Origin of the sequence: Citrobacter amalonaticus (assembly GCF_018252635.1) — a bacterium.
Taxonomy (GTDB): domain Bacteria; phylum Pseudomonadota; class Gammaproteobacteria; order Enterobacterales; family Enterobacteriaceae; genus Citrobacter_A; species Citrobacter_A amalonaticus_E.
Window position 1 is genome coordinate 331,832 of sequence record NZ_JAGTXM010000001.1, and the last position, 16,489, is coordinate 348,320.

The 16,489-nt window shown below is 53.7% G+C and carries 14 protein-coding genes and 1 pseudogene; 5 read left to right on the top strand and 10 right to left on the bottom strand.

Going from position 1 to position 16,489, the window contains the following annotated elements:
- Positions 1-380 precede the first annotated feature (380 nt).
- The 3 genes from treC to treR all read right to left on the bottom strand — a co-directional run bounded on the left by treC (position 381) and on the right by treR (position 4,592).
- Positions 381-2,036 (bottom strand): alpha,alpha-phosphotrehalase, encoded by a 1,656-nt coding sequence (treC, locus tag KE671_RS01555; RefSeq protein WP_206161430.1) that lies wholly within the window; start codon positions 2,034-2,036, stop codon positions 381-383.
- Positions 2,037-2,083: 47 nt separating this feature from the next.
- A complete protein-coding gene (treB, locus tag KE671_RS01560; protein ID WP_206161889.1) occupies positions 2,084-3,502 on the bottom strand; it encodes a PTS trehalose transporter subunit IIBC in 1,419 nt (472 codons plus the stop codon).
- A 142-nt stretch (positions 3,503-3,644) separates the two neighbouring features.
- Positions 3,645-4,592, bottom strand: coding sequence for a trehalose operon repressor TreR (gene treR / locus KE671_RS01565; protein ID WP_206161431.1), 948 nt, complete (start codon positions 4,590-4,592; stop codon positions 3,645-3,647).
- Positions 4,593-4,856: 264 nt separating this feature from the next.
- Here treR and mgtL point away from each other — a divergent pair, with 264 nt between their 5' ends.
- From mgtL to KE671_RS01590, 5 genes are all read left to right on the top strand, one after another.
- Positions 4,857-4,910 carry a mgtA regulatory leader peptide MgtL gene (gene mgtL / locus KE671_RS23000; protein ID WP_206161890.1) on the top strand — a complete coding sequence of 18 codons (54 nt, stop codon included), beginning with the start codon at positions 4,857-4,859 and terminating at the stop codon, positions 4,908-4,910.
- Between the two features lie 143 nt (positions 4,911-5,053).
- Positions 5,054-7,762 carry a magnesium-translocating P-type ATPase gene (gene mgtA / locus KE671_RS01575; RefSeq protein ID WP_206161432.1) on the top strand — a complete coding sequence of 903 codons (2,709 nt, stop codon included), beginning with the start codon at positions 5,054-5,056 and terminating at the stop codon, positions 7,760-7,762.
- A 355-nt stretch (positions 7,763-8,117) separates the two neighbouring features.
- The gene (locus KE671_RS01580; protein ID WP_206161433.1) at positions 8,118-9,095 is read left to right on the top strand and encodes a TRAP transporter substrate-binding protein; all 978 of its coding nucleotides are present in this window, start codon (positions 8,118-8,120) and stop codon (positions 9,093-9,095) included.
- A 60-nt stretch (positions 9,096-9,155) separates the two neighbouring features.
- Positions 9,156-9,665, top strand: a complete 510-nt coding sequence (locus tag KE671_RS01585) for a TRAP transporter small permease (protein WP_206161891.1) — start codon at positions 9,156-9,158, stop codon at positions 9,663-9,665.
- A 30-nt stretch (positions 9,666-9,695) separates the two neighbouring features.
- Positions 9,696-10,982: a TRAP transporter large permease gene (locus KE671_RS01590; protein WP_102603478.1), complete on the top strand. Its 1,287-nt coding sequence runs from the start codon at positions 9,696-9,698 to the stop codon at positions 10,980-10,982.
- A gap of 52 nt (positions 10,983-11,034) precedes the next feature.
- Here the strand turns inward: KE671_RS01590 and ridA are convergent, their stop codons facing one another.
- From ridA to KE671_RS01625, 7 genes and pseudogenes are all read right to left on the bottom strand, one after another.
- Positions 11,035-11,421: a 2-iminobutanoate/2-iminopropanoate deaminase gene (gene ridA, locus KE671_RS01595; protein ID WP_042999238.1), complete on the bottom strand. Its 387-nt coding sequence runs from the start codon at positions 11,419-11,421 to the stop codon at positions 11,035-11,037.
- Positions 11,422-11,497: 76 nt separating this feature from the next.
- On the bottom strand, positions 11,498-11,959 hold the full coding sequence (gene pyrI / locus KE671_RS01600) for an aspartate carbamoyltransferase regulatory subunit (protein ID WP_046495617.1): 462 nt from the start codon (positions 11,957-11,959) through the stop codon (positions 11,498-11,500).
- A gap of 14 nt (positions 11,960-11,973) precedes the next feature.
- On the bottom strand, positions 11,974-12,909 hold the full coding sequence (gene pyrB, locus KE671_RS01605; protein ID WP_206161434.1) for an aspartate carbamoyltransferase: 936 nt from the start codon (positions 12,907-12,909) through the stop codon (positions 11,974-11,976).
- 2 nt (positions 12,910-12,911) lie between these two features.
- A pseudogene (gene pyrL / locus KE671_RS22960) lies at positions 12,912-13,047 on the bottom strand (pyr operon leader peptide).
- A 98-nt stretch (positions 13,048-13,145) separates the two neighbouring features.
- A complete protein-coding gene (locus tag KE671_RS01615) occupies positions 13,146-13,625 on the bottom strand; it encodes an arginine repressor (RefSeq protein WP_206161892.1) in 480 nt (159 codons plus the stop codon).
- Between the two features lie 250 nt (positions 13,626-13,875).
- Positions 13,876-15,351: an arginine-ornithine antiporter gene (arcD, locus tag KE671_RS01620; RefSeq protein WP_206161435.1), complete on the bottom strand. Its 1,476-nt coding sequence runs from the start codon at positions 15,349-15,351 to the stop codon at positions 13,876-13,878.
- Positions 15,352-15,385: 34 nt separating this feature from the next.
- Positions 15,386-16,465, bottom strand: a complete 1,080-nt coding sequence (locus tag KE671_RS01625; protein ID WP_206161436.1) for an alanine/ornithine racemase family PLP-dependent enzyme — start codon at positions 16,463-16,465, stop codon at positions 15,386-15,388.
- Positions 16,466-16,489: the final 24 nt, after the last annotated feature.

Genomic DNA, 16,489 nt, shown 5'->3' on the forward strand with positions numbered 1-16,489 from the left:
TATCCACAGAGGCTCGGGAAGCATTGATATGGTTATTCATCTCTCTATCCAATCACTTCCCGTAATCCAGTCCCATGTTATCCACAAAGTCACCCTGACTGTGGACATCATCGTTGTTTTAAATGTAGTTGATTAATACAACATGTTGGGGCGGATTGCATTTTAAGTTCTATATATAGTGATTTGCATCAAAAGTGTTTGCGATTTTTTTGATATAGCGCAAGGTAAAAAGCAGAGCGTACAGTTGGCGGGCGTTATAGCGATTGTAAATTGTGATAGAGAAAAATCTGATTATTTATTCAGCAAAAACAGTCAGCTAAGGCAAACCAGGCATTCTGCCCGGAAAGGCGTCCTTCTCCGGGCAAGAGGTGCTCAACTGATTACTTCTGTAACCACCAGACAGCTTCGAAAGGACGCAGCGTCATCGCCGTCGGCTGTGGTGAAACTTCATCATAATTGTGCATCAGCACCTGCCAGTTGCCGCGGTATGATTCCGGGCACCAGGCCTGACATTCACCGCTCAGATTGGCAATGACCAGCAGCGTTTGTCCCTGCCATTCGCGGCGGTAGCACCAGAGATGTGGGCTGTCCGGCAACAGATCATGATAGTCGCCCCTGCTCAACACCGGTTCTGCTTTACGCAGCGCAATCAGCCGTTGATAGGTGTAAAACACCGATGAATTATCGCCGAGCGCGTTCTCCACGTTGATGTCACCATAGTTATCGCACAACGGGATCCACGGTTCGCCCTGGCTGAAACCCGCGTTCTTACGGTTATCCCACTGCATTGGCGTACGACTGTTGTCACGGGATTTACTGGCGAGGATTGCCAGCAGTTCATTGGCATCGCGACCTTTTGCCCGCAACTCAGCAAACATGTTATGGCTTTCCACATCACGATAGTCGGTGATCCGGGTGAAATGAGGATTGGTCATGCCGATCTCTTCCCCCTGATAGATGTACGGTGTCCCCTGCATACCGTGCAGCACCATTGCCAGCATTTTGGCTGCGGGAACCCTATATTCCCCTTCGTCGCCAAAGCGCGACACGATGCGCGGCTGATCGTGGTTACACCAGAACAGCGCATTCCACGCGACGTTGTGCATCCCTTGTTGCCAGTGGCGAAACAGGGTCTTCAGTGCGACAAAATCGGGCTTTGCCAGCGTCCATTTCTCCCCATCGGGATAATCGACCTTCAGATGATGAAAATTAAAGGTCATCGACAGTTCGCTACCGTCCAGCGCGGCGTAGCGTTGGCAATGTTCCAGCGTGGTGGAAGACATTTCACCGACCGTCATCAGCTTGCGCGGCGTAAAAACGTCGCGGTTCATCTCATGCAGAAATTCATGCGCCCGAGGCCCATCGGTATAAAAACGACGACCGTCGCCGTCCAGATCATTGGGGAAGCGCTGATCTTTGGAAATCAGATTGACGACGTCCAGGCGCAGGCCATCCACACCGCGATCGGCCCAGAATTCGCAAACTTTTTTCAGCTCGGCGCGGACGGCGGGATTTTCCCAGTTCAGATCCGCCTGTTCCGGGGCGAAGAGGTGCAGGTAATACTGTTCACTCTGTGCGTGCCATTGCCAGGCGTTGCCGCCAAACTTGGAACGCCAGTTGTTTGGCGGCGTATCGGGCGTGCCGTCGCGCCAGATGTAAAACTCGCGATAGGGGCTGTTTTTGTCGAGCGCCTCATGAAACCAGGCGTGCTGCGTGGAGGTGTGGTTAAACACCATGTCGAGAATAATGCGAATGCCGCGCGCTTTCGCCTGGGTCACCAGCTCATCGAAGTCATCCAGCGTTCCGTAGGCGGGATCGATAGCGGTGTAATTAGCGACATCGTAGCCGTTATCCACCTGCGGTGAGATATAAAACGGGGTCAGCCAGAGAGCATCCACGCCCAGTTTATGCAGATAATCGAGGCGCTGAGTCACGCCGCGTAAATCACCAGTGCCGCTGCCGGTCGTATCCTGAAAACTCTTTGGGTAGATCTGGTAGATAACGCCGTTTTGCCACCAGTGGGGAAGGGTATTCATAGTCAATTCCTGGTTATGCGAGGGGCGCAAATGCGCCCCGAATAAAATCAGACAATCTGCAGCGTGCCCTGACGGTATTTGCGCTGGTAAACAAACGAGGTCAGGACAATCGGGATGATGATGGAAATCGCCATCGCGACGGCGTATACCTGCCAGTAAGTCGGTTGGATGGAAAGGATGCCCGGCAGGCCGCCGACACCGATACCGTTTGCCATTACCCCGTACAGGCCACAGAGCAGGCCGGCGAGACCGGAGCCGATCATCGCGCAGAGCATCGGGAAGCGGTATTTCAGGTTGATACCGTACATCGCGGGCTCTGTGACGCCGAGATAGGCGGAGATCGCGGCAGGAACAGATATCTCGCGTTCGTTCTGTTTACGGCTGGCGATAATAATGCCCACCACCGCAGACGCCTGCGCGATGTTAGACAGGGCAATCAGCGGCCATACCGGCGTTCCCCCCATGCTTTGAATCATCTGCATATCAATGGCGAGCGTGGTCTGATGCACACCGGTAATCACCAGCGGGGCGTACAGGAAGCCGAACAGCGCGGCACCAATCGGCGCGAAGCTGCCGGTCATCAGATGACGAACCGCAAAGGCCACACCGTCGCCAATTAAGCGGCCAAACGGACCGATCAGCGCATGGGCGAGGAAGACTGCGAGGATCAATGAACACACCGGTACCACAACGAGGTACAGATAATCCGGCACGATGCGTTTCAGGCGCGTTTCAATCATGCCCAGCGCCAGGCCGGCCAGCAGCGCCGGAATGACCTGTGCCTGATAGCCCACTTTCGCGATGGTGAAGAGGCCGAAGTTCCACACTTCCGGTATCTGTTGCCCCAACAGATACGCGTTCATCAACTGTGGTGATACCAGCGTGACGCCAAGCACGATGCCGAGGATCGGCGTGCCGCCCATTTTTTTCACCGCCGACCAGCAGATACCCACCGGCAGATAGAAGAAGATGGCTTCGCCAATCAGCCACAGGAAGTCATAAATGGTTTTCAGCGCCGGATACATCTGCGCCAGCGTCTGGCCGTTGCTCATCGGCAGGTCGCCAATGACGTTGCGGAAACCTAAGATCAAACCTCCGCTGATTAGCGCCGGCAGCAGTGGGAAGAAGATTTCAGCAAAGTGAGAGATCAACTGCTCATGCCATTTCATGTTCTGGCGAGCCGCTTTTTTCGCTTGCTCTTTATCGGCGTGCGCCTGCCCGGTGGTGGCCAGCAGCGCCTTGTAGTATTCGCCGACCTCGGTGCCAATGACCACCTGGAACTGACCGGCGTTGGTAAAGCAGCCTTTGACCATCGGTAAGGCTTCAATTTCTTTCGGTCTGGCGTTTGCTGGCTGATTCAGTACAAAGCGCAGGCGCGTAATACAGTGACTCACTGTGGCGATATTCTCTCGCCCGCCTACCAGCTCTATCAGCCGGTCAATATCCGCTTGTTTAACTTTGCTCATCATGAAGCCTCGTGGCGATGATTGTGAAAGGGGGTTATGCGATGGCCACAGAGTATATCCGGGATAAAATTTTAAAAATGGGAACGTTCCCGAAACGCAGCGAAGATCACAAATTATCGTTCAGAAAGCGATCGGCAATGATTCAGGAAAGGGTGGATGGAATGACGATCTGGCGCAGATCGCTGCGTCCGTTGATCTGCTCGATCAACTGGGACGCCGCCTGACGTCCGGCTTCAGCATAGCCAGGATCGACCGTGACGATCTCCGGATGCAGGAATTTCATTAGCGGCGTATTACCGACGCTCGCCAGTTGCAGGTTATCGATCCGCTGTTCCTGCAAATACTTACTGGCACCGAGAGCGAGAGTATCCGTGGCGCAGACCAGCGCGGTCGTGTCTGGTGTGATGACGCTTGCGGCATGCTCATAGCCTTGCTTCATCGCCAGACCCGGCAGGGCCGCGACGGGATGCAACTTATGCTGTTTGCAAAACGCGAGATAGGCGTCATGGCGGCGTTTCCCGGTGGTGACGTCACTGTGCGGCACACCGAGAAAACTGATGTTGCGATGTCCCTGGTCGTACAGGCGCTGCATCAGGATTTTAATCGCCCCGTCGTCATCGTAGCAGACGGAGGCAAAGCCTTTCGCATCGCGTGCCAGCAGCACCAACGATGCCTGCCACGGGGCGATCATCGCGTCGGTGATGCCGGTAAAACCGAACAACACCACACCGTCGATATTACGGCGTTTCAGCATGCCTAAGTGTTCTTCCACTTTTTCCGGGGAAAATTGACTTTCCATCATGATCGGATCGTATCCCTGCTCATAAAACACCGGCAGCATCGTCTGTACGGCAAGATTTTCTGACAGGGAGTCGAGGCGGGTCACAATGATGGCGACCACTTTATCGCTCTGGCCGCGCATGGCGCGAGCTGAACGGGAGGGGGAAAATCCGTGCTGATTCATCACTGCTTCGACACGCTCGCGAGTCCGTTCACTGACGCCGCTTTCGTTGTTCAGCACTCGGGAAACGGTGGATTTCCCCACGCCGCTTAAGCGGGCGATGTCTTTAATAGTCAGCCGATTTTGCATCCTGTTTTCCCGTGGTACGCAGCAAAAGATGATAAGAGGGTAACTTTACTTATAGAAACCTCAATGGGCAAAGTCTGGTTTATACACATCATCCTTCACGCTGCCTCTGTGCCGTTTATTCATTTCTGCCGGATGCAAGCCGAATAATTTTGTGTATATGTTTTGTTTAATTACCGGGGGTTATTATAACGCTATAAATGCCACAAATATTATGATCTACAACTTATAATTTGTGGGCTAACTCATTCAATTACCGGAGGCTTTATGGATCCCGATCCCACCCCTCTCCCGAAATGGAGAACACGCGCTTTCCGGTAAGCCTGCCTTTCGCTGTCTTACCGGTGATGTAAGACAGTGACGCATTAACGTCCCTGTTTAAAAATTATGTACCTGTCAGGTAAGGCTTTGCCACGCCTGAAGGATATTTCTGCGCCCGTCTTGTAGGCGCGGAGGGACTGCCTATGTTTAAAAATATCACTCGCCAGCTGTTTGCCCGGCTTGGCCGCCATCTGCCCGCTCGCCTGGTGCATCGCGATCCGTTGCCTGACGCAAAAACCCTTGCGGTCGGCGCGATACCTTCAACGCTGAGCGAGCATTGCCTGAAAGTGGCCGTGATGGATGAAAAGACGTTATGGAAAACGTTTGATGCGCATCCGGAAGGACTCAATACGGCAGAGGTGAACGCCGCCCGCGAAAAGCACGGTGAAAACCTTCTGCCTACCCAGAAGCCGTCACCGTGGTGGAAACACCTGTGGGTCTGTTATCGCAACCCTTTCAATATCTTGCTGACCCTTCTGGGAGCGATCTCGTATGCCACGGAAGATCTGTTCGCGGCCGGGGTGATCGCCCTGATGGTGGCGATCTCCACGCTGCTTAACTTTGTCCAGGAAGCACGCTCCACTAAAGCGGCTGATGCGCTGAAAGCGATGGTCAGCAACACCTCGACGGTGCTGCGGGTCATCAATGAGAAAGGAGAAAACGGCTGGGTTGAGCTGCCAGGCGATCAACTGGTGCCCGGTGACATCATCAAGCTGTCGGCGGGGGACATGATCCCCGCCGATCTGCGGGTCATTCAGGCGCGAGACCTGTTTGTCGCCCAGGCGTCGTTAACCGGTGAATCGCTGCCGGTGGAGAAAGTCGCGCATACCCGCGAAACCCGTCAGAGCAACCCGCTTGAGTGCGACACTCTGTGCTTTATGGGGACGAATGTGGTGAGCGGCACGGCGCAGGCGATGGTGATCGCCACCGGTGCGCATACCTGGTTTGGTCAACTGGCGGGCCGCGTCAGCGAACAGGAAAGCGAGCAAAACGCTTTCCAGAAAGGGATCAGCCGCGTCAGTATGCTGTTGATCCGCTTTATGCTGGTGATGGCGCCAGTGGTGCTGCTCATCAACGGTTATACCAAAGGCGACTGGTGGGAAGCGGCGCTGTTTGCGCTCTCTGTCGCCGTGGGCCTGACGCCGGAAATGCTGCCGATGATTGTCACCTCGACGCTGGCGCGCGGTGCGGTGAAACTGTCGAAGCAAAAAGTGATCGTCAAACATCTGGATGCCATTCAGAACTTCGGCGCGATGGACGTTCTGTGCACGGATAAAACCGGCACGCTGACCCAGGATAAAATCGTGCTGGAGAATCATACGGATATCTCCGGCAAGCCCAGTGAGCGCGTTCTGCATGCTGCATGGCTGAACAGCCATTACCAGACCGGACTGAAAAACCTGCTCGATACCGCCGTGCTGGAAGGCGTGGATGAAGGAGCTGCGCGCACGTTGTCTACCCGCTGGCAGAAAATTGATGAGATCCCGTTTGATTTCGAGCGTCGTCGGATGTCGGTGGTGGTGGCTGAAGCGACGGATGTGCATCAACTGGTGTGCAAAGGCGCGTTACAGGAGATCATCAGCGTTTGTACGCAGGTGCGTCATAACGGCGAAATTGTCCCACTCGATGACAACATGCTGCGCCGGGTTAAGCGCGTGACCGATACGCTGAACCGTCAGGGGCTGCGCGTTGTCGCCGTGGCGACCAAATACCTGCCGGCACGGGAAGGTGATTACCAACGCATTGATGAAGCCGATCTGATCCTTGAGGGTTATATCGCCTTCCTCGATCCGCCGAAGGAAACGACCGCGCCTGCTCTGAAGGCGCTGAAAGCCAGTGGCATCACGGTGAAGATCCTGACCGGCGACAGCGAGCTGGTGGCCGCGAAGGTGTGTCATGAGGTAGGCCTGGACGCCGGAGAGGTGATTGTCGGCAATGAGATCGAAGGTATGAGCGACGACGCGCTGGCCGCATTGGCTCAGCATACTACGCTGTTCGCACGCCTGACGCCGATACATAAAGAGCGGATCGTCCGGCTACTCAGGCGTGAAGGGCACGTGGTGGGCTTTATGGGCGATGGAATTAACGACGCGCCAGCGCTACGTGCGGCGGATATTGGCATCTCGGTGGATGGTGCGGTTGATATCGCCCGTGAAGCGGCCGATATCATCCTGCTGGAAAAGAGCCTGATGGTGCTGGAAGAGGGCGTGATTGAAGGACGCCGTACGTTCTCCAATATGTTGAAGTACATCAAAATGACCGCCAGTTCTAACTTTGGCAACGTCTTTAGTGTACTGGTGGCAAGTGCCTTTTTGCCGTTCCTGCCCATGTTGCCGCTGCACTTGCTGATTCAGAACCTGTTGTATGATGTGTCCCAGGTGGCGATCCCGTTTGATAACGTTGATGATGAGCAGATCCAAAAACCACAGCGCTGGAATCCGGCGGATTTAGGTCGCTTTATGCTCTTCTTTGGCCCGATCAGCTCCATCTTCGACATTCTGACGTTCTGTCTGATGTGGTGGGTATTTCACGCCAACGTGCCGGAGGCGCAAACGCTGTTCCAGTCTGGCTGGTTTGTGGTGGGACTGCTGTCGCAAACGCTGATTGTGCATATGATTCGTACACGTCGTGTACCGTTCATTCAGAGTCGCGCCGCCTGGCCGCTGATGCTGATGACGCTGGTGGTGATGGTTGTGGGAATTGCGCTGCCGTTCTCACCGCTGGCAGGTTATCTGCAATTGCAGGCGTTACCGCTGAGTTATTTCCCCTGGTTGGTGGCGATTCTGGCGGGATATATGACGTTAACGCAACTGGTCAAAGGTTTTTATAGCCGCCGCTACGGCTGGCAGTAAAAAAATAATGGCTGCTTCGGCAGCCATTTTTCTTTTCATCGCGCAAGAATATATTCTTTCCCTCCATCGTGTTTTATTTTTTTTGAAAAACTAAAGAGGTGTGGTTGATCACAATTTTAGGCCTCTTCAGAACATCTTTTTTCCAGGAAAAAGACCTTCATTGCAAAAATGAAACAGCGTGCTAAAAAAAATTCCATCCGTCGTCATTTTATGAACATAATCATCGTAATAATTTGTTACACCGACGAGTCTGCCTGGGTAACGTCATTCCTTACTGTCCCTTTTAATTAAGGCAGTCCTCTATCCTGCAAGTCGTTTGTATTAATGAAAATTATAAACCTCTGGAGATGGAAAAATGAAACTGACCAAAACGTTGTTAAACCTGTGCATGGGTACTGCTTTAGTGATGGCGGCTCAGGCGGCGTCTGCGCAAACGCTGCGTGCGGCCGATGTCCATCCGGCGGATTATCCGAACGTGGTCGCGGTGAAGCATATGGGCGAAAAACTCAGCGCCGCTACCGACGGGCGTCTGGATATTAAAACCTTCCCGGGCGGTGTGCTGGGCGATGAAAAGCAGATGATTGAACAGGCGCAACTGGGCGCGATCGATATTATCCGCGTGTCGATGTCTCCAGTTGCCGCAATATTGCCAGAGATTAACGTCTTTACGCTGCCCTATATCTTCCGTGATGAAGATCACCTGCACAAAGTGCTGGACGGGGCGATTGGTCAGGAAATTGGCGACAGGCTGACCGCAAACAGTCAGTCCCGACTGGTGTTTCTCGGCTGGATGGATGCCGGCACGCGTAACCTGATTACCAAGGATCCGGTCGTGAAACCGGAAGACCTGAAAGGGATGAAAATCCGCGTTCAGACCAGCCCGGTATCGCTCGATGCGTTAAAAGCGATGGGCGCGAATGCGATCGCCATGGGGACCAGCGAGGTGTTCAGCGGGATGCAGACCGGGGTTATCGATGGCACGGAAAATAACCCACCGACCTTTGTTGCACATAACTATCTGCCGGTTGCCAAAAATTACACCTGGAGTAAGCATTTCATTATTCCTGAACTGTTCCTGTTTTCAAAAGCCAAGTGGGACAAGCTGAAAAAAGAAGATCAGGAATTAATTATTAAACTGGCGAAAGAAGCGCAAATGGAGCAGCGTCAACTCTGGGAAGCATATAACGCGAAATCACTGGAGACGATGAAGGCGAATGGTGTGAACTTTCATGATATCGATACGGACTATTTCTATAAAGCTACACAGCCTGTCCGGGATCAATACGGTAAAGACCACCAGGATTTGATCAAGCGAATTCAGGATGTGAAGTAATTCGTCAGGCGGGTGACGGAGGTCATCCGCCTGAATCAGTTATTCGTCGAGGTGATAATGATGGGTGAATGTTATTCATCGGTAATGGATGTGCTGTACCGAATTTCAATGTGGATTGCCGGGTTGGCTTTATTGGTGATGGTGGCGGTTATACCCGTAGGGATATTTGCGCGCTATGTCATGAACAGTGCACTGTCATGGCCGGAGCCAGTCGCCATATTATGTATGGTGACGTTCACCTTTATCGGTGCGGCGGTCAGTTACCGCGCGGGGTCGCATATTGCTGTCAGCATGGTGACCGATCGTCTTGGTGAAATGGGGCGGCGGATCTGTTTTATTGGCGCCGATCTGATGCTGCTGGCGATCAGTATTTTTATTCTTTGGTACGGCTCGACGCTCTGTTACGAGTTATGGCAACAACCCGTGGCGGAATTCCCCATTTTGACTGCCGGGGAAAACTATCTTCCACTCCCTATTGGTTCGGCGATCACGCTGCTTTTCATCATCGAAAAGATCTGCCGTGGCGATCAGTATCAACGTCCCGTTGTCATGCTGGGTTCAACCAGTTGATGAGCGAACCGACTTCATAGGGGAAAGCAAATGGATGCATTTATTCTCGTTTTTACGCTCGGCATCATGCTGGCGATTGGGGTGCCGGTCGCGTACGCGGTGGGGATCAGCGCGATCGTTGGGGCATGGTATATCGATATCCCGCTTGAAGCGGTGATGATCCAGTTAACCAACGGTGTGAACAAATTTTCGCTGCTGGCGATCCCGTTCTTTATTCTGGCCGGGGCTATTATGGCGGAGGGGGGGATTGCGCGGCGGTTAGTAAACTTCGCCTATATCTTTGTTGGCTTCATTCGCGGCGGCCTGTCGCTGGTGAACATTGTGGCGTCGACCTTCTTTGGCGCGATCTCAGGATCGTCGGTGGCGGATACCGCATCGATCGGTTCGGTGATGATCCCCGAAATGGATAAGAAAGGCTATCCGCGTGACTTCGCCGCCGCGGTCACCGCCAGCGGTTCCGTGCAGGCCATCCTGACGCCGCCCAGCCATAACTCGGTGATCTACTCGCTGGCGACGGGCGGTACGGTGTCGATTGCCGCGCTGTTTATTGCCGGGATCCTGCCAGGACTGTTGCTGAGTTTCACCCTGATGGTGATGTGCGTGGGCTTTGCCCATAAGCGCGGCTACCCGAAAGGGGAGCGTGTGCCGTTCCGACAGGCGCTAAAGATTTTTCTCGATACGCTGTGGGGGCTGATGACGGTCGTCATCATTATGGGCGGGATCCTTTCCGGTATCTTCACCGCGACGGAGTCGGCGGCAATCGCCTGCCTCTGGGCGTTCTTTGTCACCATGTTTATATACCGCGACTACAAATGGTCTGAACTGCCGAAGCTGATGTATCGCACGGTGAAGACGGTGACTATTGTGATGATCCTGATCGGTTTTGCTGCGGCATTTGGCGCCATCATGACGTACATGCAGCTACCGATGCGCATTACCGAAGCCTTTACCAGCATCTCGGATAACAAGTATGTCATCCTGATGTGCATTAACATCATGCTGTTACTGATCGGTACGCTGATGGACATGGCGCCGCTGATCCTGATCCTGACCCCTGTGCTGCTGCCGGTCACCAACGCGCTCGGCATTGACCCGGTACATTTCGGGATGATTATGCTGGTGAACCTGGGGATTGGCCTGATTACGCCGCCGGTAGGGTCGGTGCTGTTTGTTGCCAGTGCGGTGAGTAAACAGAAGATAGAGCAGGTGGTGAAGGCGATGCTACCGTTCTATGCGGTGCTTTTCCTGGTACTGATGCTGGTGACTTATATTCCGGAGATTTCGTTGTTCCTGCCGAAATTCTTTGGCGTGATGTAAGGGGATCGCAGTGACAAAAATCCGGGCAGAAATGCCCGGATTTTTTTATCCCTTAACGACGAACGGCGATCGCTTCGATCTCGATCTTCACGTCTTTTGGCAGACGCGCTACTTCCACACAGGAACGAGCCGGGAAGGTGGCGTTATGTTCGGTGAAGAATGCTTCATAGGTGGCGTTGACGGTCGCGAAATCGTTCAGATCTTTGACAAACACAGTCGTTTTCACAATGTCGCCGACTTTCAGGCCAGCGGCTTCTACGATAGCTTTCACGTTTTCCAGTGACTGACGCGCCTGAGCGGAGACGTCGTCCGACACGCTGCCGGTTTTCGGGTCAACCGGGATCTGGCCGGAAGTAATGATCATGCTGCCCAGATCAACGCCCTGAACATATGGACCGATAGCTGCGGGTGCATTTTCCGTCGCGATAGTTTTGCTCATGATTTCTCCTGAAGTACAGCGGTAAAAGAATTTTCCCAGGTATTATAGGTAGCCAGGAATTTATAACCAACCCTAATTAGTTGGCTAGCACCACATAATGAGAAAACTCTTTTTCGCAGTATTTGCATTTGAGTGCGATGTCATCTACCCGTTTTTTCACTGCAAAGCTGGAAGAAACTGGCTCGGCGTGGCTGATGCAGTTACTGTTCGGGCAGACCAGTACGCTGTCGATGCGATCCGGCAGGCTTGGGCGCGATTTGCCCACCACTTCGTAGTTGTCGATACGGTTAACGGTGGCCTGCGGCGCGTACAGCGACAGTTGGTTAACCTGTTCGGCGGTCAGGAAGGTATTCTCAATTTTAATCAAGTCCTTACGGCCCATTTCACCGGAAGGCAGATTAAGGCCGATGGTGATGCGCTGGTCGGTTTCGGTCAGCTTGAACAGCGTCAGTAATTTAAAGCCGACTTGTGCGGGAATATGGTCGATTACGGTGCCGCATTTGATCGCTTCAACCTGCAGTTTATTATCGTGTGTCATCTCGTTATCTCCCCTTACAGTGCCAAATCGCGAGTCAGAACCAGTGCCAGTAACGCCTGGCGCGCAAAAATCCCATTGCCTGCCTGCTGGAAATACCAGGCGTGAGGCGTTTTATCCACGTCTGTGGCGATTTCATCAATACGCGGCAGCGGATGCAGTACCTTCATGTTTTCCCGTGCTCCCGCCAGGTCGCTGGCGCGCAAAACAAACTGGGCCTTCACGTTGGCGTATTCTGAAGGGTCCAGACGCTCTTTCTGTACACGGGTCATGTACAGAATATCCACTTCCGCCATCACCTCTTCGATAGAAGAGTGCAGGCTCCAGGCAATACCTTTTTCGTCGAGCATATCGAGAATGTACTGCGGCATCGCCAGCGCATCCGGAGCGATGAAGTAGAAGCGGTTACCGTCAAATTTCGCCAGCGCCTGCGTCAGGGAGTGCACGGTGCGGCCATATTTCAGGTCGCCGACCATCGCCACATGCAGGTTGTTCAGACGCCCCTGCGTTTCCTGAATGGTGAACAGATCCAGCAGCGTCTGAGTCGGATGCTGGTTCGAACCGTCGCCGGCGTTCAGTACCGGCACGTTACCCGAGAATTCGGTCGCCAGACGCGCCGCGCCTTCCTGCGGGTGACGCATCACGATCGCGTCAACGTAGGTACTGATCACAGAAATGGTATCCGCCAGCGTCTCACCTTTTTTGCCCAGCGACGTGTTGGCGCTGTCGGAGAAGCCGACCACGCTGGCACCCAGGCGGTGCATGGAGGTTTCAAACGACAGGCGGGTACGGGTCGAGGCTTCAAAGAAGCAACTGGCAATTACCTTGTGTTTGAGCAGTTCCGGCTGTGGGTTCGCTTTTAATTTCGCCGCTGTCGCCAGCACCAGATTAAGGTCGTCGCGACTGAGGTCGTTTATGGAAATGATGTGTTTTTGATATAGCGGGTTAGCCATGTTTATCTCCTGACGCCTGGGCAAAAAAAAAGCCCCTCATTTGAGGGGCTGGGAATAGGTGAGCAACGGAAAGAAAAACGGCAGGCCAGCGTCTGTTTTCAGACGCGGTAAGACAGAATGTCGTACACACTGGACCATACTTCCTCCCGGCAAATTGTCCGCGATTATACTCAGCTCCGTTTGTGGATCAAGCAAAAAATGCCATTTTTATTCAACGCAAACGGTTTTAATGAATATTAATTCATTTTTAGTAAGTAATTAATCTGTTTGTGGACAAGGCCGGTGCGCTGCACAACCCGTGGTGCGACCCAGACAATACTGCTACCCGCGATGACCCCCAGGATTTCTGGCAGAGCGTGATAATCAAGGATCCTGGCGACGGCGCGGCCATACCCGGCCGCCGTATGGATAAGGATAAATTCGCTGTTGTGTTCCACGCTCACCACCATTTCAGCAATTGAACGGGCGGCATCGGGGGCAGGGCGCAATTGCGGATTTACGGAATAAATTTTTTGTCCTTTCGTATTTCTAATTTTTATGACGCCAAGAATTTTCAACAGGCGAGAAACCGTCGACTGGCTGATGGTTTCAAAACCGTAGTTTTGCAGATCGCGGCGGATCTCCTCCTGTGAGAGATAGCTTTTTTCGCCAATCAGGCGCTGACAAACAGAGAGCTGTAGTTCTTCTTTTTCTGAAGTGGGTTGGTAAAGTTTCATCATCAGTTAGTCCAGTGTAATCAGCCGAAGATAACAACCAGTAGATCTGCCCAATGTTTCTATTTTCAGTGATGACGCACTAAGCAAATGTTCTCCATTTCAACCGGGATGTCTTTGATCGGCTTATTGAAATTTTACTGGAGTGCGCTTTAGCATCCTAACGGATGGCAACCGCATGGGAAAATATTCCACTTAGTCGTCTAAGGAAAGACGGAGTTTTGCCGCTTCGTCTTCCCCGTATTGACGTGCATCAACTGAGCGTAAGCACGCCTGTTGCCAGCAGATAGACCGCGTAGATCCCTGCGGCCACCACCATAATAGCCAGAACGATCTCTATTGGATTGAAAAGTCGTCCATTTTTCTCTTTCCGCGCCCAGACATAAAAAACGATACCGAGGGCGTAGAGGATCATCGACAGCAGCAGATATTCCATCCCGGCGGCATAGACCAGCCAGGCGCCATAGAGCGTTGCCAGCGTGCCGATGATAATGTCGCGGGTAACAGAACGTTGTTCATCACTGTGGTAACCGTCCCTCTGCCACGCGACTTTCAGGGCATACAACCCGCTGAGAAAATAGGGGATCAGGATCATTGAGGTGGCCAGTAATAACAGCGCAAGATACCCCGCCTGTTGGAAATGGGCGATGATCAGGAACAGTTGGGTCAGACCATTGGTTAGCAGCAGCGCGTTGACCGGCGCTTTATTGGCGTTTTCCTTGCCCAGAAACTTGGGCATAGTGCCGTCTTTACCGGCCATGTACGCCGTTTCCGCAGATAACAAGGTCCAGGCCAGCAGCGCGGCACCAACGGAAACGATAAGGCCGATATTCATCAGGGCTGCACCCCACGGCCCGACGGCCGCAGCCAGTACGCCCGCAGTAGAGGGATTTTTCAGCTGTGCAAGCTCTGGCTGAGAAAGGACGCCGAGCGACAGAACCGAAACGGCGACGAACAGCAGGATTGAGATGAAAAATCCAATCATGGTGGCTTTACCCACGTCTGATTTTTTCATCGCCCGGCCCGAGTACATGGCGGCGCCTTCAATACCGATGAATACCCAGGTAGTGACCAGCATGATGTTTTTCACCTGGTCCATGACGGAGCCAAGCTGTTCATTGCCCCAGAATTCAATCTTAAAGGTGCGGATCTGAAAGGCGACGCTGACCAGTACGACAAACATGATCAGAGGAACCACTTTTGCGACCGTGCCGATCAGATTGAGCAGGGCGGCACCCTGTACGCCGCGACAGATCAGGAAATGCAAAGCCCAGAGCAGAACAGAACCCACAATCAGCGCGGAAAGCGTGGTGCCATCGCCGAAGAAACCGAGCGCGCTGAAGGAGCCGAGGGCGGAACAGATCACCACATAATATGAAACGTTGCCGATCCACGCCGAGATCCAGTAACCCCAGGCAGAGTTAAAACCGATGTACTCGCCAAAGCCCGCGCGGGCATAACCGTACACGCCGCCTTCAACGTCGCTTTTACGGTGCGCCAGGGTCTGGAAGACAAAGGCGAGGGTTAACATCCCGATAAAGGTGATCCCCCAGCCGATCAGGATCGCGCCGGCGCCCGCTTTGGCGGCCATGTTTTGTGGCAGAGAAAATACCCCGGCGGCGATCAGCGCACTGACCACAAGCGCCGTCAGCGCCGGAAGTTTGAGCTTACCTACGGACGGGGAGGCCGAAGCATCCGCAGCCGGTTTGCTGGTATCAAGAGTAGTCATGAAGAGAGTCCTCAATCTGACAGAGAATGATTTTTTAGAAGTAGCTGTATTGTTTGCCGACGTATTCGGAGGTCATGCACTGCAAGACGCCGCTGTATCCCAGGGCGAAATAGACGATGTCTCCCACCTGATATCCCGATGCAGCGTGGGTGACATCGAGGATCAGGTGATCGGAACTGGCGCCGAGCACTTTGACGCCGGGATCAAATGGTCGGAGCTGGGAGAAGGAGACGTCCTGCTCGCCAAGCGCGGCCAGCGCCCGGTGGTGTACGCCAAGATCTTCGAATACTGGTTTTCTCCCCATGGCATCCAGCGCCGTGGAGTGTTGCGGAACGGAGGGTTTTTCTTTCAGCTCGATGATCTCCACGCCGAGCTTGATAGCATCCTGGCGGGTGTCGGGGATCGGTTCGTCATTCAGGCCGAATCCCATGATCAGCGATGCGCCAAGCCGCAGTTGGTTGACGCCCACCGGTAGCCCGCCGTTGATCAGCAAAAACAGAGCGGCGGAGCTGGCGCCGGAAATCGTGCGCAGTTCAATGCCCAGCTCGTCTTCGATCTCACGGGCGAGATCGACCAGCGCCTGCTGGTTTTCGGTAGTGGGTTCCACTCCGCCGTAACAGGCGAGATTAGCGCCCAGTCCTTCCAGCGTCAGTCCCGGCAGTTGCTTGTGTACCAGGCGTGCGAGGCGTCGCGTCTCCTGTGGATCCATGCAGCCTTCGCGCAGATCGCCAAGGTCATGCATCAGAATGACCCGGTGCGTTTTGTTCTGCGCCATAGCTGCCGCAGAGAGCGCCTGCAACGTATGTTCTTCAGAGTTCAGCGAGATATCCGCATAGGCCACGATGTCATGCGCCAGGCTTATCTGCGGCAGGCGCAGCAGCAGTTTGTCGACGGGCAGGTCGGCGATTTTCTTGAGATTCTGGATCCGGGAATCCGCAATCGTGCTGATACCCGCGTCAATCATGGCTCTGGCGACATTTGCCGCTTCGCAGCTCAGCTTATTTACGCCGACAGGCTCGACACCGTGCTGGCGGCACAGCGCAATCAGCGACCGGGTGTTGTCACGAATGACCGAAAGATTAACGAAGAGGCATGGAAAATCCTGATTTCGCATAATGGGTCTCCTTACGTGGGCGAG